Origin of the sequence: Leclercia sp. 119287, assembly GCF_009734485.1 — a bacterium.
Lineage (GTDB): Bacteria > Pseudomonadota > Gammaproteobacteria > Enterobacterales > Enterobacteriaceae > Enterobacter > Enterobacter adecarboxylatus_C.
Genome location: NZ_CP046445.1, coordinates 4,494,542 through 4,519,746 on the forward strand (window position 1 = coordinate 4,494,542; position 25,205 = coordinate 4,519,746).

General features: G+C 55.8%; 20 protein-coding genes. 10 read left to right on the forward strand and 10 right to left on the reverse strand.

Translation table 11 applies throughout. The features are described 5' to 3' along the window. Nucleotide 1 precedes the first annotated feature (1 nt). Nucleotides 2–238 (forward strand): [Fe-S]-dependent transcriptional repressor FeoC, encoded by a 237-nt coding sequence (gene feoC, locus GNG27_RS21660; protein ID WP_142487388.1) that lies wholly within the window; start codon nt 2–4, stop codon nt 236–238. Between the two features lie 40 nt (nt 239–278). Here feoC and GNG27_RS21665 read toward each other — a convergent pair whose 3' ends face one another. Together GNG27_RS21665 and bioH are read right to left on the reverse strand one after the other, a co-directional pair. Beyond that, nucleotides 279–548: a YdgH/BhsA/McbA-like domain containing protein gene (locus GNG27_RS21665; protein ID WP_106995218.1), complete on the reverse strand. Its 270-nt coding sequence runs from the start codon at nt 546–548 to the stop codon at nt 279–281. Between the two features lie 113 nt (nt 549–661). Beyond that, complete coding sequence (bioH, locus tag GNG27_RS21670) at nt 662–1,435, reverse strand: pimeloyl-ACP methyl ester esterase BioH (protein ID WP_142487390.1); 774 nt, start codon at nt 1,433–1,435, stop codon at nt 662–664. A gap of 36 nt (nt 1,436–1,471) precedes the next feature. On the opposite strand from bioH, the gene gntX reads away from it, so the two are divergent. The 7 genes from gntX to GNG27_RS21705 all read left to right on the forward strand — a co-directional run bounded on the left by gntX (nt 1,472) and on the right by GNG27_RS21705 (nt 8,099). Further along, nucleotides 1,472–2,155 carry a DNA utilization protein GntX gene (gntX, locus tag GNG27_RS21675; RefSeq protein ID WP_156264787.1) on the forward strand — a complete coding sequence of 228 codons (684 nt, stop codon included), beginning with the start codon at nt 1,472–1,474 and terminating at the stop codon, nt 2,153–2,155. Nucleotides 2,156–2,213: 58 nt separating this feature from the next. Next, nucleotides 2,214–2,789 (forward strand): Fe-S biogenesis protein NfuA, encoded by a 576-nt coding sequence (nfuA, locus tag GNG27_RS21680; RefSeq protein WP_142487392.1) that lies wholly within the window; start codon nt 2,214–2,216, stop codon nt 2,787–2,789. Between the two features lie 303 nt (nt 2,790–3,092). Beyond that, nucleotides 3,093–4,409: a gluconate transporter gene (gntT, locus tag GNG27_RS21685; RefSeq protein ID WP_142487393.1), complete on the forward strand. Its 1,317-nt coding sequence runs from the start codon at nt 3,093–3,095 to the stop codon at nt 4,407–4,409. 284 nt (nt 4,410–4,693) lie between these two features. After that, nucleotides 4,694–6,706: a DUF3289 family protein gene (locus tag GNG27_RS21690; RefSeq protein ID WP_156264788.1), complete on the forward strand. Its 2,013-nt coding sequence runs from the start codon at nt 4,694–4,696 to the stop codon at nt 6,704–6,706. A 3-nt stretch (nt 6,707–6,709) separates the two neighbouring features. Further along, a complete protein-coding gene (locus GNG27_RS21695; RefSeq protein ID WP_156264789.1) occupies nt 6,710–7,189 on the forward strand; it encodes a DUF943 family protein in 480 nt (159 codons plus the stop codon). A gap of 290 nt (nt 7,190–7,479) precedes the next feature. Next, nucleotides 7,480–7,620 carry a DUF3289 family protein gene (locus GNG27_RS21700; protein ID WP_197090546.1) on the forward strand — a complete coding sequence of 47 codons (141 nt, stop codon included), beginning with the start codon at nt 7,480–7,482 and terminating at the stop codon, nt 7,618–7,620. A gap of 2 nt (nt 7,621–7,622) precedes the next feature. Beyond that, entirely contained in the window at nt 7,623–8,099 is a 477-nt protein-coding gene (locus GNG27_RS21705; RefSeq protein WP_156264790.1) for a DUF943 family protein, read from the forward strand. Between the two features lie 194 nt (nt 8,100–8,293). Here GNG27_RS21705 and malQ read toward each other — a convergent pair whose 3' ends face one another. Together malQ and malP are read right to left on the reverse strand one after the other, a co-directional pair. Further along, on the reverse strand, nt 8,294–10,381 hold the full coding sequence (gene malQ, locus GNG27_RS21710; protein ID WP_156264791.1) for a 4-alpha-glucanotransferase: 2,088 nt from the start codon (nt 10,379–10,381) through the stop codon (nt 8,294–8,296). A gap of 9 nt (nt 10,382–10,390) precedes the next feature. Continuing rightward, nucleotides 10,391–12,784, reverse strand: coding sequence for a maltodextrin phosphorylase (malP, locus tag GNG27_RS21715; protein WP_156264792.1), 2,394 nt, complete (start codon nt 12,782–12,784; stop codon nt 10,391–10,393). A gap of 586 nt (nt 12,785–13,370) precedes the next feature. Here malP and malT point away from each other — a divergent pair. Beyond that, the gene (gene malT, locus GNG27_RS21720) at nt 13,371–16,076 is read left to right on the forward strand and encodes an HTH-type transcriptional regulator MalT (protein ID WP_142487398.1); all 2,706 of its coding nucleotides are present in this window, start codon (nt 13,371–13,373) and stop codon (nt 16,074–16,076) included. 130 nt (nt 16,077–16,206) lie between these two features. Here the strand turns inward: malT and GNG27_RS21725 are convergent, their stop codons facing one another. The 3 genes from GNG27_RS21725 to glpE are packed head-to-tail and all read right to left on the reverse strand — an operon-like array spanning nt 16,207 to nt 18,188. Then, nucleotides 16,207–16,965, reverse strand: coding sequence for a DeoR/GlpR family transcriptional regulator (locus tag GNG27_RS21725; RefSeq protein WP_156264793.1), 759 nt, complete (start codon nt 16,963–16,965; stop codon nt 16,207–16,209). 18 nt (nt 16,966–16,983) lie between these two features. After that, on the reverse strand, nt 16,984–17,814 hold the full coding sequence (glpG, locus tag GNG27_RS21730) for a rhomboid family intramembrane serine protease GlpG (protein WP_156264794.1): 831 nt from the start codon (nt 17,812–17,814) through the stop codon (nt 16,984–16,986). A gap of 44 nt (nt 17,815–17,858) precedes the next feature. Then, complete coding sequence (glpE, locus tag GNG27_RS21735; protein WP_032614862.1) at nt 17,859–18,188, reverse strand: thiosulfate sulfurtransferase GlpE; 330 nt, start codon at nt 18,186–18,188, stop codon at nt 17,859–17,861. 207 nt (nt 18,189–18,395) lie between these two features. On the opposite strand from glpE, the gene glpD reads away from it, so the two are divergent. Further along, on the forward strand, nt 18,396–19,904 hold the full coding sequence (gene glpD / locus GNG27_RS21740; RefSeq protein WP_156264795.1) for a glycerol-3-phosphate dehydrogenase: 1,509 nt from the start codon (nt 18,396–18,398) through the stop codon (nt 19,902–19,904). Nucleotides 19,905–19,994: 90 nt separating this feature from the next. Here glpD and glgP read toward each other — a convergent pair whose 3' ends face one another. Genes glgP through glgC form a run of 3 tightly spaced genes read right to left on the reverse strand, consistent with a single transcriptional unit; the run spans nt 19,995 to nt 25,190 of the window. Then, a complete protein-coding gene (gene glgP / locus GNG27_RS21745) occupies nt 19,995–22,442 on the reverse strand; it encodes a glycogen phosphorylase (RefSeq protein WP_156264796.1) in 2,448 nt (815 codons plus the stop codon). 19 nt (nt 22,443–22,461) lie between these two features. Continuing rightward, nucleotides 22,462–23,895 (reverse strand): glycogen synthase GlgA, encoded by a 1,434-nt coding sequence (gene glgA, locus GNG27_RS21750; RefSeq protein ID WP_142487403.1) that lies wholly within the window; start codon nt 23,893–23,895, stop codon nt 22,462–22,464. Continuing rightward, the gene (glgC, locus tag GNG27_RS21755; protein WP_142487404.1) at nt 23,895–25,190 is read right to left on the reverse strand and encodes a glucose-1-phosphate adenylyltransferase; all 1,296 of its coding nucleotides are present in this window, start codon (nt 25,188–25,190) and stop codon (nt 23,895–23,897) included. The genes glgA and glgC overlap by 1 nt, the downstream gene beginning before the upstream one ends. Nucleotides 25,191–25,205 lie beyond the last annotated feature (15 nt).

Here is a 25,205-nt window from a genome sequence, read left to right on the forward strand (position 1 = left end):
CATGGCATCGTTAATTGAGGTTCGTGATTTACTGGCGCTACAGGGGAGAATGGAAGCCACCCAGCTCAGCCAGATCCTGCGCATGCCGCAGGCGATGATCGAGGCCATGCTGGAGCGTCTGGAGGCGATGGGGAAAGCGCAGCGCATCCAGGAGGATCCCGACGGCTGCTTATCCGGCAGCTGTAAAAGCTGTCCTGAAGGAAAAGCCTGCCTCAGGGAGTGGTGGGCGCTGCGTTAATCGTTAATAAAGCCGGGCAACTCTGCCCGGCTTTATGTGTTTATTTGTAGACGTCTGCGGTCGCGCGGATGTCTTTCTGATCTTTGTTGGCGCTGGTGACGACATAGTACTTACCGCCCAGCTCATCTGCTTTCTTGGAAAGCTCTTTTCTCGCATCCATTGGCGCGGTGGTATCAGATGTAGAGATATCGCCAACCTTCGTCAAATTCATCTCTTTCACTTTATCTTTCTGGATCTCTTCTGCCGCCATAACGCCAAAAGAGAGTGAACCAATAACCAGAGAAGCAACAATACCTGTAACAAGTTTCATAGCCATGACTCCCAAAGAGGATTGTAGTTTTGATTATCGAAGGCGGGATACCCGCAACGATATATTGAGTATTGTTGCGGTATGTCACTTTTTCCAGCGGGAATGAAAAATAATCAGTTTAAACGCTGACTTAAGGCAATCAACGCCGCGCAAAACTCGGCGGAGTGAGAGATAAAGGGCGCATGCGCCGCTTTGGCGACAATCAGGGCTTCGCTCTGCGGCCATTGCTCATCCAGCAGCGGCACGATCTTGCGCGGGACCAGCCCGTCGAGGTAACCATAAATACGCAGATGCGGCAGCGTCAGCGACGCCAGCGGCGCGCGCAGATCGGCCGTTTTCAGGATCTCCAGCCCGCCATTCAGCACTTCCACCTCCGGCATTGGCAACGCCAGCACCGTGGTTTTCAGCGTCCGGGCGTCCTGGCGTGCGGTTTCGGTGCCCATGGTCTGTAGCGCAAGAAAACGCTCCACCGTGCGCTGGAAATCGTTGCTCAGCTGCTGCTGGAAACCGGCCAGCACCTCGGGTTTGATCCCCGGCCACTCCGCCTGGGCGCTAAAACACGGGGAGGAGGCGACGGTCACCAGGGCCTGCACCCGCTCAGGATGCGTCAGGGCAATCTGGCTCGCCACCAGCCCGCCCAGGCTCCAGCCCAGCCAGATCGCCTTATCCGGGGCCTGCGCCAGCACCTGCTCCGCCATGTCGGCAAGAGGCATTGCGCCGAAATCACGGCTGCGGCCAAAGCCCGGCAGATCCACCAGGTGCAGCGTGAATTGCGAGGCCAGTTCCTCGCTGATGCAACGCCATACTTCGGCATTCAGCCCCCATCCGTGCAGCAGCACAAGATGGCAATTTCCTGTCCCGACGGTCTGCCACCAAAGGTTATTCATCGATTACTGTTCTCTTTTTTCACAAGGAGGTTGTCTATGCTAACAGTGCCCGGCTTGTGCTGGCTATGCCGGATGCCGCTTGCGCTCAGCCACTGGGGCGTCTGTTCCGTGTGCGAAAAGGGGCTGGCAGGGCGGACAGGTGTTTGTCCGCAGTGCGGTTTACCGGCCATTCATCCCCACCTGCCCTGCGGCCGCTGCCTGCGCAGACCGCCGCCCTGGCAGGCGCTGGTGGCGGTGAGCGGCTATACGCCGCCGCTGAGCCAGCTGGTGCATCAGCTGAAGTTTTCCCGCCGCAGTCAGCTGGCAAAACCGCTGGCGAGGCTGTTACTGCTGGCGCTGCTGCGCGCCAGGCGCAGCCGGGGGTTGCCGGACGTTGATATGCTGGTCTGCGTACCGCTCTGGTCACGGCGTCACTGGCGGCGCGGGTTTAACCAGAGCGACCTGCTCTGTCGCCCGCTGGCCCGCTGGCTGAGCTGCTGCTATGTTCCCGATGCCATTCGCCGCAACCGCGCTACCCCGGCCCAGCATCAGCTCAGCGCCAGATTGCGTAAACGCAACCTGCAGCACGCTTTTACTCTTGAATTACCGGTCGTCGGGCGCCATATCGCTGTGGTGGATGATGTCGTGACCACAGGCGCTACCGTCGCGGAACTCTCCCGCCTGCTTTTGCGAAGCGGCGCGGCGTCGGTTCAGGTATGGTGTCTGTGTCGAACCTTGTAGCGCCCTCAGGTTGGGCGTATTATACCCAGGTATTTTAGTCAACTATTAGGCCAATGCTATGATCCGTATTTCCGATGCTGCACAAGCGCACTTTGCCAAACTGCTGGCAAATCAGGAAGAAGGGACCCAGATCCGCGTGTTCGTGATCAACCCGGGCACCCCGAATGCAGAATGCGGCGTCTCTTATTGCCCACCGGATGCTGTGGAAGCAACTGACACTGCCCTGAAATTTGAGCAACTCACTGCCTATGTCGATGAGCTGAGCTCCCCGTATCTGGAAGATGCGGAAATTGATTTTGTGACCGACCAACTGGGTTCCCAGTTAACCCTGAAAGCACCCAACGCCAAAATGCGCAAAGTGACCGATGACGCCCCGCTGATGGAGCGCGTTGAGTACCTGCTGCAGTCCCAGATTAACCCGCAGCTGGCAGGCCACGGTGGTCGCGTCACTCTGATGGAGATCACCGAAGACGGTCTGGCCATTCTGCAGTTTGGCGGCGGCTGTAACGGTTGTTCCATGGTCGACGTGACCCTGAAAGAGGGGATCGAGAAGCAGCTGCTGAACGAGTTCCCGGAGCTGAAAGGCGTGCGCGATCTCACCGAACACCAGCGCGGCGAACACTCCTACTATTAAGTTGCCGTTATCTGTTGCCCGGTGACGCGTAGCGATCCGGGCCTCTCCCCCTCTCCCCTGCTTCAGAACATGACCTGCGTCTCAGATTTCACATTTTGACCGCCAGGGTCATTCTCAATCCGCACATGTTACCCGTATCATTCTCGCGGGCACTCAAACACCTTCACGCCGACCGACTAAGCTTAATGATTTAGAAGGCAGCCTGTCTTTGTGCCAGGAAGTACGCTGTTCCCAGTTGGGGCAACATTAATATGTCGTTGAAACAATGACGTTACCCATAACACTCTTAAAGGCCAGATAATCATGCCATTAGTCATCGTCGCTATCGGTGTAGTCCTGTTACTGCTCCTGATGATCCGTTTCAAAATGAACGGCTTCATTGCCCTTGTACTGGTGGCCCTTGCTGTCGGCCTGATGCAAGGGATGCCGCTGGTAAAAGTTATCAGCTCCATTAAAGCCGGTGTGGGCGGTACGCTCGGTAGCCTCGCGCTGATCATGGGCTTCGGCGCTATGCTCGGCAAAATGCTGGCTGACTGCGGTGGCGCACAGCGCATCGCGACCACGCTGATTGCAAAGTTCGGCAAAAATAACATTCAGTGGGCAGTGGTCTTAACCGGCTTCACCGTCGGTTTTGCACTGTTCTACGAAGTGGGCTTCGTGCTGATGCTGCCGCTGGTGTTCACCATCGCCGCTTCTGCCAGCATCCCGCTGCTGTACGTGGGTGTGCCAATGGCCGCTGCGCTGTCCGTGACCCACGGCTTCCTGCCGCCGCACCCGGGCCCGACCGCTATCGCCACCATCTTCCATGCGGACATGGGTAAAACCCTGCTGTTCGGTACCATTCTGGCGATCCCGACCGTTATCCTCGCAGGGCCGGTGTTTGCGCGTTGCCTGAAAGGCATCGATAAGCCGATCCCGGAAGGTCTGTACAGCGCGAAAACCTTTACTGAAGAAGAGATGCCGAGCTTTGGCGTCAGCGTCTGGACCTCTCTGGTACCGGTAGTGCTGATGGCCCTGCGTGCCGTCTGTGAAATGGTGTTGCCGAAAGGCCATCCGGTTCTCGGCGTGGCAGAGTTCCTCGGTGACCCGGTCATGGCAACGCTGATTGCGGTCCTGATTGCGCTGTTCACCTTCGGTCTGAACCGTGGCCGCTCCATGGATCAGATTAACGATACCCTGAGCTCTTCGATCAAAATCATCGCCATGATGCTGCTGATCATCGGTGGTGGCGGTGCGTTCAAACAGGTTCTGGTTGATAGCGGCGTGGACAAATACATCGCCTCCATGATGCATGACACCAACATCTCCCCAATCCTGATGGCGTGGTCTATCGCGGCGGTGCTGCGTATTGCCCTGGGTTCTGCGACCGTTGCGGCCATTACCGCGGGCGGTATCGTTGCCCCTCTGATTGCCACCACCGGCGTCAGCCCAGAACTGATGGTTATCGCGGTGGGTTCCGGTAGCGTGATTTTCTCTCACGTAAACGATCCGGGCTTCTGGCTGTTCAAAGAGTACTTCAACCTGACCATCGGTGAGACCATCAAGTCCTGGTCGATGCTGGAAACCATCATCTCCGTCTGCGGGCTGATCGGGTGTCTGCTGCTGGGTGCGGTGGTTTGATGTAAAAATAAGCCGGGTGGTGCTATTGTTCACCCGGCTAGCCTCCTACTTATTCCTTCACAAAAACTTCGTTTTATTCATCGATTTTCAGAATTTGGCTCCTGTTTTAGCCATTTACAGCTTACCTTCGCCGTGCAACCATCCGGATTAACCTTAACCTAAATCATATTTTTGTTATGGATAACTGGCCGGCTCTTTTCGACTGCTGATCCGTCACACCCTGGAAATAAACGACTCCTCCGTCACTTAACACGCGTTCATTTTCATAAGCAAGGAATGCACTGATGCTCATTTCACCGCCCATTCTGTTTCCCCGCCAGAATAATGAAGAGTATGCCGCATGGGTCATGCGGACGATGTCTGTCGACCCCCGCCGTGGTTTTCCGGTCAACGGGGTGGAGTCATGGCACGGTGGTATTCATATCCCGCATACCGATACCGGTGCGTTAGCCAATCCGCTGAGAGCCATTGCTGACGGTGTGGTTGTTTATGCCAGCAATTCTGCGCCCACGGAGAAACGTGATACAAAACCGCTGAATTACGATGGCGCAACGGATAACGGGTGTGTGCTTATTCGTCATGAAATACTTATTGGTGAAGAGCCTGTGTTATGCGTGTTTTATTCTCTGACCATGCACATGAAGCAGGTACACCCTGAAATTGAGGATAAAGCGGGGGTCACTGTCAGGCGGGGCCAGATCATTGGAACCACCGGTATGGTCAGTGGGCAAAACGCGTACCATTTTGAGCTGTGCAGCTCTTCCGACATGCTGAAGATGCTATGTGGTCGCGACCACGGCAATCTGGATGTCAGCGTGCCGGGCAGAGTAAAACCGGTTTATGGGAATCGTTATTTCCTTCTTCCTGAAGGGACCGCTATTTATGAGGGGAGCACGCCTTACGGGCTGTCGGCTTCCCCATGCTATGTCGCCTCGGAAGCACTCTATATTATCCATGAAGGGCCAAAAACCCAGACTCTGCATAAGGCCGGTGATGACTACCATCTCGTTGGGGAAACAGCCATTGCGGTGGACTATATCTGCGAGCCCACACCAGCAGTCAGCGGACATACAACTTACAGTGAGTGGGTACGTGTGACCTACCCCGGCGGTGAGGGATGGGTGGATGTTTCGTCTCCGACGGTGAATACCTGGACGGATGCCGATTTCCCCGACTGGGCAGGCTGGACCCTTGTTGATGACGATACCACGGCAGACGGTCAGTGTAATTCGGCGACAGTGAAGAAAGCGCGGGAAAAGCAGGATGCTGATTTTACCCGGTATATCTGTCAGTTTCCGCTGGAATGGGACTTCGCAACATTCGATACCCGTTTCTCCTGGCTGAAAGCACCGAATGTATCGCTGCCTGAGCCCATGAACGAGGAGAGCTATACGGCGTTGAAGGAGCACGCAAAGGCGCTGTCATTCTTCGATAAACTCCCCATGGACACTCGAAAGGAATTAACGGGCCTAATCTGGCATTTCGACCCTCGCGGTCTGATGATCCAGCTCCAGAAAGCAGAACGTCGACTCATCTACTCCAGCGCGCATGGCAGTAAACGCAAAAAAATGAATGATTTCACCGTTGATGATATGCGTTACGGTGATATGAGCAAAGAACAGATAATGGCTCAGGGGAAGCTGAACCGAATAAATTTATTTGGTGAGGAGTTTAAGGTCAATTTTTTTGACTTCACCAAAACGGTGGATGAACATTTCGCCAGCATGGATAACATGGCCTACTGGACTGCATGGGGAGAATACGCTCCTCTTATTAAAATCATGCTCGAAAAATTCAGAAAGAACGAAGGTGGTATCTTGCGACACGAACTGCTGAATAAGGCATTTCGGGAGCATGAAACTACAAAACAATGTGTAATTAAAATTAGGGAATCTATTAAACAAAAACTGAATTCAAATAATTATAATTATCTAAGCAAAGCAGACTATATAGCTATAAAAAACGATATCAATCAAATCAAATTACCTAAGTTTGATAACACGGATTGGTTTAATGGTCTTGGGATCACTATACATGATACTTACTCGACTAATATATACTTAAATGAGTTCGAATTCACAGAAAATCAGAATAGCGGTTTCCGCCGTAAAAAATTCACAGCACGCTTAACATTTCAGATACAAGATCATTTTGGGCTAGACGTTGGAGATGTAAACGGGAAATTGTTTGAGAATATTTCTTGGTTTTGCTCTTGGTTTATTTTGCAGAGATATGAATCTTATGGATTTAAACCTTTCATAAACGAAGCCAATTTCAGTATATTAATAGAAGGGTAAAAAATGAAGAGTAAAAAACTCCTTTCAGCCACACTTCTTGTTGTGGCGCTGTATATAATTTATGCATATTTCTTACGCCAAGGAAAAGTTATCGAAATATATAAAAATATTGACACAAGTAATGATTTAAATTGTAATTCGACTGTGGTTTTAGTTGATGACGTCCCCTTATCTCGTTATGCACAGAAAAGAATGTGGTTCAAATCCAGCAATCAGATATTAGCGAAAGCCCCCCTCCTTACACCTGAGTGCGATATTATCCTTTTTCTGAAAAATAAAACTGAGCGTGCATATGATGCAGGAGATACCCATTATTGGGTCGGCGATTATCAGTACTGTTTGAACGGTGCTTTTGGGAATGAAAGATGTATATCAAAACAAGAACAATTATTTTCCATTCAGCTAAGACAGTCAACTCTTGAGGATGAAAAAATAGGATTGATAGATACAAAACCTATTTACATTCACTTCATTGATTATTGAACGCATAAACTAAGTCATTTCACAGATGAGCATAATGATGTGCTTTCTGCTGAAAATAAGAAAGGATATATAAACAATAGCAGATTCTATTTGAGAAAAAATTGGGTGTAATGTTTCATTGCCAAAATTTAATGACTGGGCTGGTTTAATGAGCCAACAATCATCATTCATTATACGTATCCTACCAAAATATACCTTGATGAGATTTATATGTTAGATAATGAAAACGACGTTTTTCATCGTAAAATATCACAGCATTATTAACACTTATAATTCAAGACCATTTTGGATTGGATATTGCTGATGTCAATAGGGAAATTTTCGAGCTTTCATCGTGGTTCTGCTCTTGGTTTATTTTTCAGCGTCATAAACCTTATGGCCACAAGCCGTTTATCAATGAAGCCAATTTCAGCATAAGGATTGAGGGATAAGCATGAAATCTATCAAAATAATTATAACCATACTTGCTCTATGTACACTTTACATACTGTATATCTTTTATCTAAGACAAGGACATATAAAGGAGATATATCAACATTCAGAGTATAGTGAAATATGGGGAAGAGATTGCAAATCTACTGTAATTTTAGTTGATAATGCACCTCTATCCCATGATGCCAAGAAAGAATTCTGGAAGAAGAATAGTATAGAAATCATCAAAAAATGGGCACCATTAACGAATAGTTGCGATGAGATTCTTTTCGTTAAAAATCGAATTGGCCGAGTACAGCAAAGTGGCGACCTAAAATATTGGATTGCAGATAATGCAATATGCTTAAATGGTATTATTGGGGGCTGCATATCTTGGGACGATCGCTTGTTCTATGTAAAAGCTGGGGATCCTATATGGAAAGATGAAGTCTCAACTGAAAAAAATGGCCTCCGTACTCATCTTAATTTTATTAATTGATATTTGTGGCTTGTGTATATAAATCATTCACTTCAAAATAAAAAAAGCACATCGCATTATTAAATGGTAGTAATAAGAACCCTATCTTGCTCATAAAAATCGGAAGCATCGGTAAAAGGCTGGGGCAGCAGCACAACAATTATGGCCTCAATGTATTTAACGTTTTGAGGCCACCTCCATCTACCGTTTCAGTTTTACCGATTCTTATTTAGCGCCCTTCTGCGCTTATCCAGGTCTTTAATCAGCTTGTTCACCCCGTCATCGGCAAACATCGCTTCAAGAGACGTAGACAGCTTGCGACGCCAGTTCTTGTACTGATAGCTGGTGCCCGGGATGTTGACCGGCTCCGCCATATCAATCCAGTCTTCCGGCTGCAGCCCCAGCAGGGCGCTGTTGCTGTCGGCAATGTAGCGCTGCAACCCGCGGTTGAGCGTCGGGGTCATCGACATCAACGATGCCTTGCGCCCGGTGCGCTTCGGCAGGCAACCGTGCGCGTGCAACGCATCCAGCAGCCCCTGCTTCGACAGCTCGCGATCCTGATACAGCCCACGCAGCATCACTTCGTCAGGGTAGAGGCCCAGCGTTTTGCCCAGGGTAAGGTCGCCGCTGTCCCACCAGCCACGAAGCGTAGGAAGGTCATGCGTCGTCGCGACTGCCATTGATTGTTCTGGATACGCCTCCGGCGCGCGGAAGTTCTTCTCAAGGTCGTTTTCAAAATAGAGCACTTTATAAGAGTAAACGCCGCTGTCACGCAGCTTGCTGACGATTTCAACCGGCACGGTGCCGAGATCTTCCCCGATCACCATGCAGTTATGGCGCTTACTCTCCAGCGCAAGGATGGAGAGCAGATCGTCGACCGGATAATGCACGTAGGCCCCGTGGTCGGCGGTTTCACCGTAGGGGATCCACCACAGACGCAGGACCGACATCACATGGTCGATACGCAGCGCGCCGCAGTTCTGCATGTTGGCGCGCAGCAGCTCGATAAAGGGCTCATAGGCGCGAGCCGCAATCACGTGCGGGTCCATCGGCGGCAGGCCCCAGTTCTGACCCAGCGGGCCAAGAATATCCGGTGGCGCACCGACGGAGGCTTTCAGGCAGTAGAGCTCGCGATCGCACCAGGTCTCTGCCCCGCCCTCGGCCACGCCGACCGCCAGGTCACGGTAGAGGCCAATCGGCATATCGTAGCCCTGGCTCTCCTGCCAGCAGGCGGCAAACTGGGTGTACGCCAGCCACTGTAGCCAGAGGTAGAAATCGACCTCATCGGTATGCTCTTCGCAAAACGCTTTCACCGCCGGGGAATCAACGGATTGGTACTGCTCAGGCCACACCGGCCAGCCCCAGCGCATTTCGTCCTCTTTCACCTGATACGCGTGCAGCGCATCGAACGCCGCCTGCCAGTACAGGCTCTCCCCTTCGCGGGCAACAAACGCCCGGAAGGCCGCCATCTGTTCGTCGTCACGCCGGGCAAAGCCTTTCCACGCCATGCGCAGTGCGGCCATCTTCAGCGCGGTGACGGAAGCATAATCGACCCACTCGGCATCGCGGGCGCGTTGCAGCGCCTGCCGGGTGGTCTCCATCTTCCACCATGCCTGCGCCTCGTCACTGTTGCGAAAATCCTCCACGGCGTTAACGTCAATGTAAATCACGTTCAGCCAGCGGCGGGATGACGGGCTGTACGGGCTGGCGCTCTCCGGATTCGCCGGATAGAGCGCATGGATCGGATTGAGGCCGATAAAGGCCCCGCCGCGCTTGCCGACGTCGGCCAGCATCTTCTGCAGATCGCCGAAGTCGCCAATGCCCCAGTTAGCCTCCGAGCGCAGCGTGTATAACTGCACGCAGGCGCCCCACAGCTTCTTGCCCTCTTTCAGCGCCTGCGGCTCGTAGCAGCGTTTTGGCGCGACGATCACCCGGCAGTGCCAGCGATGGGCATCCTGAGTCAGCGTCAGGGTGTGGTAACCCTCCGGCAGTTTTGCCGGCAGGTTGAGATTTTTGCCGCCCGTGGCGTGGCCTTTGTGCTGATGCCCCTCTTCTGTGGTCAGCAGCCAGCTAAAGTCGCCGCTGCCTTCAATCATCAGCGGCATCTTTTTGCCCGCGGTATAGACCATCACGTTCGGGACGGCGGTGACCGCCGCTTTCGCGACGGGTTTGGCTTTGTGCATAGCATCCAGCAAACGCCTCTTGGTCTCAGCACCAATAGACTGCGGTTTACCATGAGCATTGATATAGCTGGGGCTGATCCCCGCCGCCAGGGCGGCATTATCGAGACGTTTACTTTCCATCGCGCTTCCTTAGCGTTTTGCCTGCCAGATACGGGCCTGGTAGTCGCGGATTGAACGGTCAGAACTGAACATGCCGCAGCGCGCGGTATTCAGAATGCACGCCCGGGTCCAGGCTTCCTGGTCGCGATACAGGACATCGACCTGCTTCTGGGCCTCAACGTAGCCCGCAAAGTCAGCCATCAGCAGGTACGGATCGCCGCCCTGTTTGCCGATGCTGTGCAGCATCTGGTCGAACGCATGCTTGTCGCCGTCGCTGTATTTGCCGCTCTCCAGCTCCTTCAGCACCGCATCCAGCAGTTTGTCTTTTTTACGCCATTTCACCGGGTCGTAACCTTTGGCTTTGATGGCTTTCACCTCTTCCACAGTATGGCCGAAGATAAAGATGTTCTCGTCGCCCACCTGCTCGGCGATCTCAACGTTCGCGCCGTCCAGCGTACCGACGGTTAGCGCGCCGTTCAGGGCCAGCTTCATGTTGCCGGTGCCGGAGGCCTCTTTGCCCGCGGTAGAAATCTGCTCAGAGACGTCCGCCGCCGGGATCAGCAGCTCCGCCGCCGAGACGCAGTAATCCGGCAGGAAGACCACCTTCAGCTTGTCGCCCACCTTCGGATCGTTGTTCACCGCGTCGGCCACTTTATTAATAGCGAAGATGATGTTTTTCGCCAGGTAGTAGCCCGGCGCCGCTTTCGCCCCGAACAGGAACACGCGCGGCACGCGGTCGGCCTCTGGGTTCTCGCGGATCTCTTTGTACAGCGCCAGAATGTGCAGCAGGTTCAGGTGCTGACGCTTGTACTCGTGCAGACGTTTAATCTGGATATCAAAAATCGCGTTCGGGCTGATCTCAATCCCGGTACGGGTTTTGACGAACGCCGCCAGACGCACCTTGTTGTCCAGCTTAATGTTGCGGTACGTCTCGCGGAACGCCGCATCGTCGGCATACTTCTCCAGGTTGATCAGCTGGTCGAGATCGTTAGCCCACTCTTTATCCAGCGAGGCGTCCAGCAGCGCGGCCAGTTTTGGGTTGCACTGTTTGATCCAGCGACGCGGTGTGATGCCGTTGGTGACGTTGTGGAACTTGTTCGGCCACAGCTGGTGATATTCCGGGAACAGATCTTTCACCACCAGGTCAGAGTGCAGCGCGGCCACGCCGTTCACCGCAAAGCCGCTGACCACGCACAGGTTAGCCATACGCACCTGCTTGTCGAACACCACCGCCAGCTTCGCCCATACTGCTTTGTCGCCCGGCCAGGTTTTATCCACCAGTTTCTTAAAGCGGTTGTTGATCTCGTTGATCAGCTGCATATGGCGCGGCAGCAGGGTTTTAATCAGCTTCTCGTCCCAGCACTCCAGCGCCTCTGGCATCAGGGTGTGGTTGGTGTAGGCGAAGGTCTTACTGGTGATCGCCCAGGCGTCGTCCCAGCTCAGCTGATGTTCGTCGATCAGCACGCGCAGCAGTTCCGGAATGGCAATGGTCGGGTGAGTGTCGTTCAGCTGGATCACTTCGTAATCCGCCAGCTCCGCCAGCCTGCGGCCCGCCAGGTGGTGGCGACGCAGGATGTCGGCCACGGAACAGGCGCACTGGAAGTATTGCTGCATCAGGCGCAGCTTTTTGCCCGCCAGATGGTTGTCGTTCGGGTAGAGAACTTTGGTCAGCTTGTCGGCGTCGATGCCCTGCTGCTCAGCACGCAGGAAATCGCCGTCGTTGAATTTAGTCAGGTTGAACGGGTGAGCGTGCGTCGCCTGCCACAGGCGCAGAGGCTGCGCCACGCCGTTACGGTAGCCCAGCACCGGCAGATCCCAGGCCTGGCCGGTAATGGTAAAGCCCGGTTCCCACTGGCCCGCTTTTGTCACTTTACCGCCAATGCCGACCTGCACGTCCAGCGCTTCGTTGTGGCGGAACCATGAGTAGCTGCCGCGATGCCAGTCGTCCGGGGCTTCCATCTGCTGGCCGCCCGCAAAGGACTGGCGGAACAGTCCATACTGATAGTTCAGACCGTAGCCGGTCGCCGACTGGCCTACCGTCGCCATCGAGTCGAGGAAGCAGGCCGCCAGACGTCCCAGACCGCCGTTGCCCAGCGCCGGATCGATCTCCTCTTCCAGCAGGTCGGTCAGGTGGATGTTATGGGTGTTCAGCACATCGCTGACCTCCTGATACCAGCCGAGGTTCAGCAGGTTGTTGCCGGTCAGACGGCCAATCAGGAATTCCATAGAGATATAGTTAACGTGGCGCTGGCCTTCGACGGGCTTCACCACGGGTTGGGCACTCAGCAGCTCGGCGAGCGCTCCGCTGACGGCCTGCCACCACTGGCGGGAGGTCATGTCTTCGGCGGCGTGTAAACCAAAACGCTGCCACTGACGCGTCAGGGCAGCCTGGAATTGAGCTTTGTTGAAAGTAGGCTGTGACATAGGGAATCTGCATCCTGTAGAGAGAAAATGAGGCGTTGGTGCTAGTGTGCCTGGCTCCTCATGCCTCTTCCTCCTCCTGGCGGGGATTAGACAGGGAGGAGTAGCGGGGATGAGCGCTAAAGTGTGATCGCGGCCACCTTCTGCGGCGAAAGTGTGGGGCATTCAGGCCGCGATTTCCGGGAAGGGAGTCAAAAAAATGAAATGCGGTTTCGCCTGAAATATAGGCATGCGGAAATAATTACTTACCCGACGTAATATTGCTCAGAATTTACTGCATCGCAGAATGTTATTTCAGCCCCGTAACCTTCCCGGAACTTTATTAACTTTTCACCGCCTTTACGCTTCTATATTCCTTTTTATGCTTAACCTCCTGGAAACACGCCACGCCAGTATCCATGCGCTTTCGAGGCCCATCGGAAAAGTTCCCTCCCCCATCGATATATTTTTGTGACCGAGTGCAAATTAAGGGACATAAAACCCGGACATAACTTGCAATAAAAGGGTTTCTGACCGACCTTATAAGGATTAATTACGAAGCGCAAAAAAAAATCAAAAATCTCGATTTCCACACAGTGAAGTGAAAACTATGTTGATTCCGTCCAAATTAAGTCGCCCGGTTCGTCTTGACCATACTGTGGTCCGCGAACGCTTGCTGGCGAAACTTTCCGGCGCGAACAATTTTCGACTGGCGCTGGTAACGAGCCCTGCCGGCTACGGCAAAACCACGCTCATTTCACAGTGGGCTTCCGGTAAGACCGATCTCGGCTGGTACTCCCTTGATGAGGGCGACAACCAGCAGGAGCGTTTTGCCAGCTATTTGATCGCCGCCATTCAGCAGGCGACCAACGGACACTGTGTGACCAGCGAAGTGATGGTGCAAAAGCGTCAGTACGCCAGCCTCTCTTCCCTGTTTTCCCAACTGTTTATCGAGCTGGCCGAATGGCACCGCCCGCTCTACCTGGTCATTGATGACTACCATCTGATCACCAATCCGGTTATCCATGAGTCGATGCGCTTTTTCCTGCGCCACCAGCCGGAAAACCTGACCCTGGTGATCCTGTCGCGTAACCTGCCGCAGCTGGGCATTGCCAACCTGCGCGTGCGCGATCAGCTGCTGGAAGTGGGCAGCCAACAGCTCTCCTTTACCCATCAGGAAGCGAAGCAGTTCTTTGACTGTCGCCTGAAATCCCCAATCGAAGTGGCCGAAAGCAGCCGCCTGTGCGACGACGTGGCAGGCTGGGCCACCGCCCTGCAGCTGATTGCCCTGTCGGCCCGACATAACAACAGCTCGACGCAGCAATCCGCCCGTCGTCTGTCGGGGATCAATGCCAGCCACCTCTCCGATTACCTGGTGGATGAAGTGCTCGACAGCGTCGATCAATCCACCCGTCAGTTCCTGCTGAAAAGCTCCCTGCTGCGCTCGATGAACGATGCGCTGATCGTGCGCGTCACCGGCGAAGACAACGGCCAGATGCGCCTGGAGGAGATCGAACGTCAGGGCTTGTTCCTGCAGCGCATGGACGACTCCGGAGAGTGGTTCAGCTACCACCCGCTGTTTGGCAGCTTCCTGCGCCAGCGCTGTCAGTGGGAGCTGGCAACCGAATTACCGGAAATCCACCGCGCCGCCGCCGAAAGCTGGATGGCGCAGGGTTTCCCGAGCGAGGCCATTCACCACGCCCTGGCGGCGGGCGATGCCCATATGCTGCGCGATATTCTGCTCAACCATGCCTGGAGCCTGTTTAACCACAGCGAGCTGGCCCTGCTGGAGGAGTCGCTCCGCGCCCTGCCGTGGGAGAGCCTGCTGGAGAATCCGCGTCTGGTGCTGCTGCAGGCCTGGCTGATGCAGAGCCAGCACCGCTACAGCGAAGTGAATACCCTGCTGGCCCGCGCTGAGCAGGAGATGAAAGGCGAGATGGACGCCGCCCTGCACGGCGAATTCAACGCCCTGCGCGCGCAGGTGGCCATCAACGACGGCAACCCGGAAGAGGCCCAGCGCCTGGCCCTGGGGGCGCTGGAGGAGCTGCCGCTGGCGAACTTCTACAGCCGCATCGTCGCCACCTCGGTGCACGGCGAAGTACTGCACTGTAAAGGCGATCTCACCCGCTCCCTGTCGCTGATGCAGCAGACGGAGCAGATGGCGCGCCGCCATGACGTCTGGCACTACGCCCTGTGGAGCCTGATCCAGCAGAGCGAAATTTTGTTTGCCCAGGGCTTCCTGCAGGCCGCCTGGGAGACCCAGGAGAAAGCCTTCACCCTGATCCGCGATCAGCACCTGGAACAGCTGCCGATGCACGAGTTCCTGCTGCGCATCCGCGCCCAGCTGCTGTGGGCATGGGCCCGACTGGACGAAGCCGAAAGCACCGCCCGTCATGGGGTCGACGTGCTCTCCACCTATCAGCCGCAGCAGCAGCTGCAGTGCCTGGGCCTGCTGGTGCAGTGCTCGCTGGCGCGCGGCGATCTGGATAACGCCCGCAACCACCTTAACCGTCTGGAGAACCTGCTCGGCAACGGTCAGTATCACAGCGACTGGGTATCCAACGCCGATAAGGTGCGGGTGATTTACTGGCAGATGACCGGCGACAAGAAATCGGCGGCCAACTGGCTGCGCCAGACGCCGAAGCCGGAGTTTGCTAATAACCACTTCCTGCAGAGCCAGTGGCGCAATATTGCCCGGGCGCAGATCCTGTTAGGCGAATTTGAACCGGCCGAAATGGTGCTGGAAGAGTTAAATGAAAATGCCCGCAGCCTGCGACTGATGAGCGATCTCAACCGCAACCTGCTGCTGCAGAACCAGCTTTACTGGCAGGCCGGCCGCAAGAATGACGCCCAGCGCGTGCTGCTGGAAGCATTGCAGCTGGCGAACCGCACCGGGTTTATCAGCCACTTTGTGATTGAAGGCGAGACCATGGCGCAGCAGCTGCGCCAGCTGATTCAGCTCAACACTCTGCCGGAGCTGGATCAGCATCGCGCCCAGCGCATCCTGCGGGAGATTAACCAGCATCACCGCCACAAGTTCGCCCATTTCGATGAGACTTTCGTGGAGCGTCTGCTGACCCATCCGGAAGTGCCGGAACTGATCCGCACCAGCCCGCTGACCCAGCGTGAGTGGCAGGTGCTGGGGCTGATCTACTCAGGTTACAGCAACGAGCAGATCGCCGGTGAGCTGGCCGTGGCGGCCACCACCATCAAAACGCATATCCGGAATCTGTATCAGAAGCTGGGTGTCGCCCACCGCCAGGACGCGGTGCTGCATGCGCAGCAGTTGTTGAAGATGATGGGGTACGGGGTGTAATTCATTGCCCGGCGGCACTACGCTTGCACGGGCCTACGGTTTTGTTGCCATTCATTGCCCGGCGGCGCTACGCTTGCCGGGCCTACGGTTTTGTAGGCCGGGTAAGGCGAAGCCGCCACCCGGCACAAACTCAGCACAGTTCTAACTGCAACTTATGATCGCGAATCACCTGTAACACCCCTTCAGGCGGCATCACGTCGGTGTAAACCGCGTTCACCATACTGATACTGCCCATATTCACCATCGCGTTACGGCCAAACTTGGAGTGATCCACTACCAGCATCACGTGGCGCGAGTTCTCGATAATCGCCCGCTTGGTGCGTACTTCGTGGTAATCAAACTCCAGCAATGAGCCATCGGTATCGATCCCGCTGATGCCGAGGATGCCGAAGTCGAGGCGGAACTGGGAGATAAAGTCGAGGGTCGCTTCGCCAATAATGCCGCCGTCACGGCTGCGCAGCTCGCCGCCCGCCAGGATGATGCGAAAATCCTCTTTCTGCATCAGGGTGGTGGCCACGTTGAGGTTGTTGGTGACGACCCGCAGGTTCTCATGGTTCAGCAGGGCGTGGGCCACCGCTTCCGGCGTGGTGCCGATGTCGATAAACAGCGTCGCGCCATTGGGGATCTGGCTCGCCACCTTGCGGGCAATACGCTCTTTCTCAGAGGTCTGCGTCGCCTTGCGATCGTGCCAGGAGGTATTCACCGAGCTGGACGGCAGCGCCGCGCCCCCGTGATGGCGCAGGATACGGTTCTGATCGGCCAGATCGTTGAGGTCACGACGAATGGTCTGCGGGCTGACGGCAAACTGCTCCACCAGCTCTTCGGTGCTGACGTATCCCTGCTTTTTCACCAGTTCAATAATGGCGTCATGACGTTGTGTTTGTTTCATCAGAGTTCCCTGCCAGAATTATGTTCGTTTTCGCGCATTTAGCGTATCGGCAAACGCCATCGCCAGCCCGACTGCCAGCCCGGCCATGTGTGCGCCGTTGGCAATCGCCATGCCAAACAGATCAAACCATCCGGCAATAATCCAGATTAATGCAAAGGCCATTAAACCGCGCTGCAGGTAGATGCCGCTCTCGGGATCGCGCTCGCCGCGCAGCCAGACATAGCCCATCAGCGCGTAGACTACGCCAGAGAGGCCGCCAAACCATGGGCCGCCAAACTTATGCTGGATAAAGCCGCTGAGCAGTGCGCTGATAAGGGTAAGCACGATGAGCTTGCCGCTGCCGAGCCGTGTCTCCACCGCCCCGCCGAGATACCACCACCACAGCAGGTTAAAGAGGATATGCAGCACCGAGAAGTGCATCAGCGCGTGGGTGAAGTAGCGCCAGAACTCGAACTCAACGGAGGCATCATACGGCCAGGCCAGCATCAGCAGGACCTGCTGATCGCCCACCACGCTCATCAGAATGAAGACCAGAATACAGGCCGCCATTAAGACCAGGGTGAACGGCCCCGCGCGTTCACGCACGGTCGCCAGAAAAGGAAAACGCTGGTAGTGCAGCCCGCTGCCGGTATGGCCGGACTGCCAGCTTGCCGCCAGATAGCGCGCATCGCCGGGATTCTCCAGAAAACGCGCCAGCTCGGCGTTGACCCGGGAGGCCTGGCTCTCATCCGCCAGCCAGACGTCGGTCTGGGTATGTTGTTGAATGGTGAGGATAACACCCTGCGTCGCCATGTAATCGACAAACGCCTGGGCGACGCGCGGGTTGGTAAAAGAGGTAATCATCAGCATCGGCGGCAGTCGCTTATTCCACACAAAAGGGGACAGTATATACCCTAAATGCCGGCGTGCTCGACTTCTGCCGGGAAATGACGGTGCCATGCATCGAATCCGCCGTCCACGCTGTAGACCGCTTCAAAGCCCTGCTGCAGCAGGTATTGCGCCGCGCCTTTGCTGCTGTTGCCGTGATAGCACATCACCATCACCGGCGTTTCAAAATCGTTATCGCGCATAAATTCGCTCAGGGAAGCGTTGGTCAGATGAAACGCGCCCGGCGTGTGGCCCATCGCGAAACTTTGCGGATCGCGAATGTCCACCAGCACCGCCAGTCCCTGGTGCATCTTCTGGTGGGCTTCTTCTACGTTAATACATTCAAATTGTTCCATGGTGCTCTCTGTTGTTTGTGCAGGTGCAGTGCGGCCTGATGCCCTCACTATCTTATCGGCTAGTGTACGTCCTGGCGGCGGGTAAACGCCATTATGTTAGCTGTATCACTCAAATTTGTTTTTTTGATGTTACTAAAATCCATTTCCTTTGCTAGTATGAGCGATATCGAACATTTTTGAGCTTTAACGAAAGTGCGTGAGGATACAATGGAAACCAAAGATCTGATTGTTATCGGTGGCGGAATCAACGGAGCGGGCATTGCGGCGGACGCTGCCGGGCGCGGATTATCTGTCCTGATGCTGGAAGCGCAGGATCTCGCCTGCGCTACCTCCTCCGCCAGCTCTAAGCTGATCCACGGTGGCCTGCGTTATCTGGAGCACTACGAGTTCCGCCTGGTCAGTGAGGCGCTGGCCGAGCGTGAAGTGCTGCTGAAAATGGCCCCCCATATCGCGACTCCGATGCGTTTTCGTCTGCCGCACCGTCCGCATCTGCGTCCGGCCTGGATGATCCGCATTGGCCTGTTTATGTACGATCACCTGGGCAAACGCACCAGCCTGCCCGCTTCTGCCGGTGTGCGTTTTGGCTCAGATTCGGTGCTGAAGCCTGAAATCGTGCGCGGATTCGAATATTCCGACTGCTGGGTGGATGATGCCCGCCTGGTGCTCGCCAACGCGCAAATGGTTGAACGCAAAGGCGGCGAGGTGAAAACCCGTACCCGTGCCATTTCCGCCCGCCGGGAAAAAGGGCTGTGGATCGTCGAGGCCGAAGATATTGATACCGGCGAGCGTTTCAGCTGGCAGGCCCGCGGTCTGGTGAACGCCACCGGCCCGTGGGTGAAGCAGTTCTTCGACGAGGGGATGCAGCTGCCGTCGCCGTATGGCATCCGTCTGATTAAAGGCAGCCACATCGTGGTGCCGCGGGTACATACCCAGAAGCAGGCCTATATTCTGCAAAACGAAGACAAGCGCATCGTGTTTGTGATCCCATGGATGGATGAATTCTCCATCATTGGTACCACCGACGTGGAGTACAAAGGCGATCCGAAAAGCGTCGCTATCGACGAGAACGAAATCAGCTATCTGCTGAAGGTGTATAACGCGCACTTCAGGAAATCGCTGGCGCGTGACGATGTGGTCTGGAGCTACTCCGGGGTGCGTCCGCTGTGCGATGACGAGTCTGACTCACCGCAGGCCATCACCCGCGACTACACCCTTGATATTCACGATGACCACGGCAAGGCGCCGCTGCTGTCGGTGTTTGGCGGTAAGCTCACCACCTATCGCAAGCTGGCAGAGCATGCGATGGAAAAACTGGCTCCGTTCTATCAGGGTATCGGCCCGGCGTGGACCAAAGGCGCGGTGCTGCCCGGCGGTGATATCGGCGGCAACCGCGATGACTACGCGGCGAAATTGCGCCGTCGCTATCCGTTTATCAGCGAATCCATGGCCCGCCACTTTGCCCGCACCTACGGCAGCAACAGTGAGCTGATCCTGAGGGACGCGAAGGATCTCAGCGATCTGGGCGAACATTTTGGTCACGAGTTCTACGAGGCGGAATTACGTTATTTAGCCGACCACGAGTGGGTACGCCGCGCGGACGATGCGCTGTGGCGTCGCACCAAAGAGGGGATGTGGCTGAATGCGGAGCAACAGTCCCGCGTGGCGCTGTGGCTGGCCGAGCGGACGGGAAAGCGTGAGTTATCGCTGGCGTCCTGAGAGTAATGCCCGGTGGCGCTAACGCTTACCGGGCCTACAAAAGACACAGGATCGTAGGCCGGGTAAGGCGGAGCCGCCACCCGGCATTTTTTACAACTTCACCGGATCAATATGCCAGATGGTCTCGGCATACTCTTTGATGGTGCGATCGGATGAGAAGTAGCCCATGTTGGCGATGTTGTGCATCGCTTTGGTGGTCCACTCTTCCGGCTTGCGGTACAGCTCGTCGACCCTGTCCTGACAATCCACATAGCTGCGGTAGTCTGCCAGCACCTGGTAGTGATCCCCGAAGTTGATCAGCGAATCCACCAGGTCGCGATAGCGGCCAGGCTCGTCCGGGTTGAAGACCCCGGTGGCGATCTGAGTCAGCACCTGACGCAGCTCTTCATCCTTCTCGTAATAATCACGCGGCGAGTAGCCTTTGGCACGCAGGGCCTCAACCTCTTCCGTGGTGTTACCGAAGATGAAGATATTCTCTTCGCCCACGTGCTCCAGCATCTCGACATTTGCGCCATCCAGCGTGCCGATGGTCAGCGCGCCGTTAAGGGCAAACTTCATGTTACTGGTGCCGGAAGCTTCGGTGCCCGCGGTGGAGATCTGCTCGGAGAGATCGGCGGCCGGGATAATCAGCTGGGCCAGGCTCACGCTGTAGTTAGGGATAAAGACGACCTTCAGCTTGTCGCCAATCTGCGGATCGTTGTTGATCACCTTCGCCACGTCGTTGATCAGGTGAATGATGTGCTTCGCCATGTAGTAGGCCGAGGCCGCTTTACCGGCAAAGATATTCACACGCGGCACCCAGTCGGCATCGGGATCGGCCTTGATGCGGTTGTAGCGGGTGATCACGTGCAGCACGTTCATCAGCTGACGCTTGTACTCGTGGATACGTTTGATCTGCACGTCGAACAGCGCTTTCGGGTTGGCCACCACGTTGAGATGCAGCGCCATCCACACCGCCAGCCGCTTTTTGTTCAGCAGCTTGGCATCACGCACCGCTTTATTCACCGTCGGGAAATCGGCGTGCTGTTCCAGCTCGCTCAGCTGGCTTAAGTCGGTACGCCAGTTGCGGCCGATGTTCTCATCGAGCACGTCGGAGAGCGGCTGGTTCGCCAGTGCCAGCCAGCGGCGCGGCGTTACCCCGTTGGTCACGTTGCAGAAACGCATCGGGAAGATCTTCGCGAAGTCGGCAAACAGCGACTGCACCATCAGGTTGGAGTGCAGCTCCGACACGCCGTTGACCTTGTGACTGATCACCACCGCCAGCCACGCCATGCGCACCCGGCGGCCATTGGATTCATCAATGATCGAGGTACGGCTCAGCAGGCCGGTGTCGTGCGGGTACTGCTCCTGCAAGGTTTTCAGGAAGAAGTCGTTGATCTCAAAAATGATCTGCAGGTGGCGCGGCAGGATTTTGCCGAGCATATCCACCGGCCAGGTTTCCAGCGCTTCGCTCATCAACGTGTGGTTAGTGTAGGAGAAGACCTGGCAGGTCACCTCGAACGCCTCTTCCCAGCTGAACTTATGTTCGTCGATCAGCAGGCGCATCAGCTCCGGGATCGACAGCACCGGGTGGGTGTCGTTGAGGTGGATGGCGGTTTTTTCCGCCAGGTTGGCGTAAGTTTTATGCAGCTGGTAGTGGCGGCTCAGGATGTCCTGAATGGTCGCGGAGACCAGGAAGTACTCCTGACGCAGACGCAGCTCGCGCCCGGAATAGGTGGAGTCATCCGGGTACAGCACACGGGAGACGTTCTCGGAGTGGTTTTTGTCTTCCACCGCCGCGAAGTAGTCACCCTGATTGAATTTGCCGAGGTTAATCGCGCTACTGGCCTGGGCATTCCACAGGCGCAGCGTGTTGGTCGCGTCGGTGTCGTAGCCCGGGATGATCTGGTCGTAGGCCACGGCCAGGATCTCTTCGGTTTCGACCCAGCGGCTCTTTTTGCCTTCCTGCTGGATACGGCCGCCAAAGCGGACTTTATAGCGGGTGTTGTGACGCTTGAACTCCCACGGGTTGCCGTACTCCAGCCAGTAGTCCGGGGACTCTTTCTGCCGGCCATCGACGATGTTCTGTTTGAACATGCCGTAATCGTAGCGGATACCGTAGCCGCGTCCCGGCAGGGCGAGTGTTGCCAGCGAGTCGAGGAAACAGGCCGCCAGACGACCGAGACCGCCGTTGCCTAAGCCGGGGTCGTTCTCTTCGTCAATCAGCTCTTCTAAATCTAACCCCATCTCTTCCAGTGCGGTCTTTACGTCGTCATAGATACCCAGCGACAACAGCGCATTGGAGAGGGTGCGGCCAATCAAAAACTCCATCGACAGATAATAAACCTGACGGGTCTCCTGTGAGAGCTGGGCGCGGTTAGAGCGCAGCCAGCGTTCAACCAGCCGGTCGCGCACGGCAAACAGGGTGGCGTTAAGCCATTCGTGTTTGTTGGCAATCACCGGATCTTTGCCGATGGTGAACATCAGCTTGTAAGCGATTGAGTGCTTTAACGCCTCAATGCTTACCGTGGGAGACGCATAGGAAAAAGGTGCATTCATATCTCTGATTCCAGCATTGTTACATCAAGCGTTGATAAAGATCGCGGTAGGACTGCGCCGCAACTTGCCAGCTAAAATCCATGGCCATCGCCTGGCGCTGAACAAAACGCCACAAAGAGGGACGGGACCACAACACGAAGGCACGCCGAATCGCGCGTAACAGCGACCAGGCATTACTGTCCTCAAAGACAAATCCGCTGGCGATTCCGTCTGCCAGGTTCTCCAGCGAGGTGTCGGATACGGTATCCGCCAGCCCGCCGGTACGACGCACCAGAGGCAGCGTGCCGTACTTCAGGCCATACAGCTGGGTTAAGCCGCAGGGCTCAAAACGACTCGGGACCAGGATAACGTCGGCGCCCGCCATGATGCGGTGCGAAAACGCTTCGTGATAGCCGATCTGCACGCCCACCTGACCCGGATGCTCGGCCGCGGCCGCGAGGAAGCCCTCCTGCAATACCGGATCGCCGGCACCCAGCAGTGCCAGCTGTCCGCCCTGCTCCAGCAGGCCCGGCAGCGCCTCGAGCACCAGATCGAGCCCTTTCTGGCTGGTCAGACGGCTCACTACCGCAAACAGCGGCACCTTTTCGTTGACCTTCAGCCCCATGGCGATCTGTAGCTGACGTTTGTTCTCGGCCTTATCTTCCACCGAATCGCGGTTGTAGCGCGCGGTCAGCAGCAGGTCCGACTCCGGACTCCAGATTTTTTCATCCACGCCGTTGAGAATGCCCGACAGACGTCCTTCGCGCTGGCGTTGCGCGAGCAGCCCCTCCATGCCGTAGCCAAACTGCGGCTCGGTGATCTCCCGCGCGTAGGTCGGACTCACGGCGGTGATGTGATCGGCGTAGTACAGCCCGGCCTTAAGGAATGAAATCTGCCCGTTAAACTCCAGCCCATGGATATTAAAGAACGACCATGGCAGATCGATGTCATCCATATGTTTGGCTAAATACATCCCCTGATAGGCCAGGTTATGCACGGTAAAGACCGACTTCGCCGGATGGCCACGCGCCGCCAGATACGCCGGAGCCAGCCCGGCGTGCCAGTCGTGGGCGTGCACTACGTCCGGGCGCCAGAACGGATCCAGCCCGGAGGCCATCTCCGCCCCGACCCAGCCGAGCAGCGCAAAACGCAGCACGTTATCGGTATAGGCAAATAAGTTGGTGTCGTGGTACGGGCTCCCTGGGCGGTCATACAGATGCGGGGCATCAATCAGGTAAATGCCCACACCGTTGTAATGACCAAACAGTAATGTGATGCGCCCGGCAAAGGTATCGCGGCGGCTGACGATCTGGGCGTCAGGGATGCCGCGACGAATATCGGGAAAAGCGGGTAACAGCACGCGAGTATCGACCCCACCGGCAATTTGCGCCGCCGGTAGCGCCCCAATCACATCCGCCAACCCGCCGGTTTTCAGCAACGGGAACATCTCAGAACAAACGTGTAAAACCTGCATCATCGCTCCTGTTTGATCTGCAGTTTACGCAGCATTTCACGCGTAACCAGCACGATGCCTTCTTCTGAGCGGTAGAAACGGCGCGCGTCCTCTTCCGCGTTTTCTCCAATTACCATGCCTTCCGGAATGACGCAGGCACGGTCGATAACGCAACGACGCAGGCGGCACGAGCGGCCAACCCAGACGTCGGGTAACAATACTGACGAATCAATGTTGCAGAAGGAGTTCACCCGCACGCGCGGGAACAGCACCGACTGCACCACCACCGAGCCGGAAATAATGCACCCGCCGGAGACCAGCGAATTCAGCGTCATGCCGTGGCTGCCCGAGCGGTCCTGTACAAATTTCGCCGGCGGCAGGGATTCCATATGGGTACGGATCGGCCAGTTGTGGTCGTACATATCCAGTTCCGGGGTCACCGAGGCCAGATCGAGGTTCGCCTTCCAGTACGCTTCCAGGGTGCCGACATCGCGCCAGTAAGGTTCTGAATTAGGATCGGACTGCACGCAGGACAGTGGGAACGGATGTGCATAGGCCATGCCAGATTTGGTGATTTTCGGGATGATATCTTTGCCGAAGTCGTGGCTGGATTTCTCATCCTTGTCGTCCTCTTCCAGCAGCTGATAAAGGTAATCAGCATCAAAGACATAGATCCCCATACTGGCCAGCGCTTTGGTGTCGTCCCCCGGCATGGATGGCGGGTTCGCCGGTTTTTCAACGAAATCGATCACTTTGTCGTTTTCATCCACCGCCATCACGCCAAAGGCCGTCGCTTCGGCAACGGGCACCGGCATACAGGCTACGGTGCAGCGCGCCCCTTTTTCGACATGGTCGATGAGCATGCGGGAATAGTCCTGCTTGTAGATGTGGTCCCCGGCGAGGATCACCACATACTCGGCGTCGTAGCGACGAATAATGTCGAGGTTTTGCGTCACCGCATCGGCAGTACCGCGATACCAGTTTTCGCCGTGCACGCGCTGTTGGGCAGGTAACAGGTCGACAAACTCGTTCATCTCCTCACTGAAGAACGACCAGCCGCGCTGAATATGCTGCACCAGAGTGTGTGACTGGTACTGGGTGATCACGCCAATACGGCGAATGCCTGAATTCAGGCAGTTTGACAGGGCAAAATCGATAATACGGAATTTACCGCCGAAGTGGACGGCGGGCTTGGCGCGCTTAATCGTTAAATCTTTTAATCGGGTACCGCGGCCGCCAGCAAGAATCAGGGCAACAGACTTCAATGGCAGCTGACGCGCCAACATTAGAGGGTCGTTCTTATCTAACCTAACCATGATCAACTCCTTTTA

Excerpts from the sequence above, each read along its gene's own strand:
- glpG (WP_156264794.1), bottom strand. The coding sequence starts at position 17,814 with ATGCTGATGATTACCTCTTTTACCAACCCGCGCGTCGCCCAGGCGTTT.
- GNG27_RS21695 (WP_156264789.1), top strand. The coding sequence starts at position 6,710 with ATGAAGAGTAAAAAACTCCTTTCAGCCACACTTCTTGTTGTGGCGCTG.
- GNG27_RS21725 (WP_156264793.1), bottom strand. The coding sequence starts at position 16,965 with ATGAAACAAACACAACGTCATGACGCCATTATTGAACTGGTGAAAAAG.
- malQ (WP_156264791.1), bottom strand. The coding sequence starts at position 10,381 with ATGGAAAGTAAACGTCTCGATAATGCCGCCCTGGCGGCGGGGATCAGC.
- malP (WP_156264792.1), bottom strand. The coding sequence starts at position 12,784 with ATGTCACAGCCTACTTTCAACAAAGCTCAATTCCAGGCTGCCCTGACG.
- gntX (WP_156264787.1), top strand. The coding sequence starts at position 1,472 with ATGCTAACAGTGCCCGGCTTGTGCTGGCTATGCCGGATGCCGCTTGCG.
- GNG27_RS21705 (WP_156264790.1), top strand. The coding sequence starts at position 7,623 with ATGAAATCTATCAAAATAATTATAACCATACTTGCTCTATGTACACTT.
- nfuA (WP_142487392.1), top strand. The coding sequence starts at position 2,214 with ATGATCCGTATTTCCGATGCTGCACAAGCGCACTTTGCCAAACTGCTG.
- GNG27_RS21690 (WP_156264788.1), top strand. The coding sequence starts at position 4,694 with ATGCTCATTTCACCGCCCATTCTGTTTCCCCGCCAGAATAATGAAGAG.
- malT (WP_142487398.1), top strand. The coding sequence starts at position 13,371 with ATGTTGATTCCGTCCAAATTAAGTCGCCCGGTTCGTCTTGACCATACT.
- glgC (WP_142487404.1), bottom strand. The coding sequence starts at position 25,190 with ATGGTTAGGTTAGATAAGAACGACCCTCTAATGTTGGCGCGTCAGCTG.
- glgA (WP_142487403.1), bottom strand. The coding sequence starts at position 23,895 with ATGCAGGTTTTACACGTTTGTTCTGAGATGTTCCCGTTGCTGAAAACC.
- glpE (WP_032614862.1), bottom strand. The coding sequence starts at position 18,188 with ATGGAACAATTTGAATGTATTAACGTAGAAGAAGCCCACCAGAAGATG.
- glpD (WP_156264795.1), top strand. The coding sequence starts at position 18,396 with ATGGAAACCAAAGATCTGATTGTTATCGGTGGCGGAATCAACGGAGCG.
- bioH (WP_142487390.1), bottom strand. The coding sequence starts at position 1,435 with ATGAATAACCTTTGGTGGCAGACCGTCGGGACAGGAAATTGCCATCTT.
- gntT (WP_142487393.1), top strand. The coding sequence starts at position 3,093 with ATGCCATTAGTCATCGTCGCTATCGGTGTAGTCCTGTTACTGCTCCTG.
- GNG27_RS21665 (WP_106995218.1), bottom strand. The coding sequence starts at position 548 with ATGAAACTTGTTACAGGTATTGTTGCTTCTCTGGTTATTGGTTCACTC.
- glgP (WP_156264796.1), bottom strand. The coding sequence starts at position 22,442 with ATGAATGCACCTTTTTCCTATGCGTCTCCCACGGTAAGCATTGAGGCG.
- feoC (WP_142487388.1), top strand. The coding sequence starts at position 2 with ATGGCATCGTTAATTGAGGTTCGTGATTTACTGGCGCTACAGGGGAGA.